The 1,343-nt window shown below is 40.5% G+C and carries 1 protein-coding gene; it reads left to right on the plus strand.

Annotated features, from left to right (window positions below; all coding sequences use genetic code 11):
* Positions 1-96: 96 nt before the first annotated feature.
* Positions 97-1,302 carry an IS200/IS605 family element RNA-guided endonuclease TnpB gene (tnpB, locus tag A3775_RS06570; RefSeq protein WP_066424308.1) on the plus strand — a complete coding sequence of 402 codons (1,206 nt, stop codon included), beginning with the start codon at positions 97-99 and terminating at the stop codon, positions 1,300-1,302.
* Positions 1,303-1,343 lie beyond the last annotated feature (41 nt).

Genomic DNA, 1,343 nt, shown 5'->3' on the forward strand with positions numbered 1-1,343 from the left:
TTATCAGAGAAATGGGTTTAAAACCTCCCCCTTCCAGGGGGACTTTACATTAGTACGAATTTAGTTTAACATAGTTAATGCAGTTTGGTAAGCGCAATGTTAAAAGCCTACAAGTACAGAATCTATCCGACAGGGGAGCAAGTAAGACTACTTGCTAAGTCGTTTGGATGTGTACGCTGGTTTTACAACTATGCGCTTAACTTAACAAGCGAAACCTACAAGGCAACAGGTAAGGGGTTAAGTCGCAACGAGATAATTAATTTGTTGCCATCCCTGAAGAAAGAATATGAGTGGTTAACAGAGCCACCTTCTCAATGCTTGCAACAAGTAGCCTTAGATTTGTCTAGTGCGTTCTTGAATTTTTTTGAGAGACGGGCTAAATACCCCAATTTCAAAAACAAAGGTCAAAAACAATCTATTCGATTTCCGCAAGGAATAAAACTAGATGGCGACAATCTGACGCTTCCAAAACTAGGCAAAGTCTACTGCAAAGTATCTCGATTACCTGAAGGTAAATTAAAGTCTATTACTGTATCGCTGACTCCATCAGGTGAATACTACGCTGCTTGTCTATATGACAGTGGGAAGGATAAACCATCTCTATCATCAGAAGGTAAAGCTATTGGCGTAGATATGGGAATTAACCATTACGCTATTACATCTGATGGGACTAAACATGGCAACCCCAAATATTACCGCAAATATGAGGTCAAGTTAGTCAAGAAACAAAAACAACTTAGCCGCAAACAAAAAAGGTCTAGCAATCGTAACAAAGCAAGAATTAAAGTTGCTAAAATTTACACGAAAATTACTAGATGCCGTGAAGATTTTCTACACAAACTAAGTCGTAAATTAGTTGACGAGAACCAAGTCATAGTTGTAGAAAACCTAGCAGTTAAGAATATGGTCAAGAACCACAAACTAGCTAAATCAATTAGTGACGCTGGATGGGGTCAATTCTGCACCATGTTGAAATACAAGGCAGAATGGGAAGGGAAAACCTATATTGAGGTAGACAGATTTTTCCCTAGTTCAAAATCTTGTAGTAACTGCTTGCATCAACTAGATAATCTCAGTTTAGATATCCGTAGCTGGCAATGTCCTAAATGTCACACAATACATGACAGGGATATTAATGCTGCGGTGAATATTAGAGACGAAGGTTTACGAATTTTGCGCCAGTGCGGTCTTGACGGTCTCCGTCGTAGAGCAACTGGCGTGGCGGGAGGGCATCTCGCTACTGCTTCTAGACAACGTGTAAGACCATCTAAAGGCACTGCTTTTAGAGGCAATGTTGGGTGAAGGAAGAATCTCCGCCGTTCTACGGCGGGGAGTTGTCAATT

Origin of the sequence: Anabaena sp. 4-3, assembly GCF_001597745.1 — a bacterium.
Lineage (GTDB): Bacteria > Cyanobacteriota > Cyanobacteriia > Cyanobacteriales > Nostocaceae > Trichormus.

Coding starts and splice junctions, on each gene's coding strand:
- tnpB (WP_066424308.1), top strand. CDS start 97: ATGTTAAAAGCCTACAAGTACAGAATCTATCCGACAGGGGAGCAAGTA.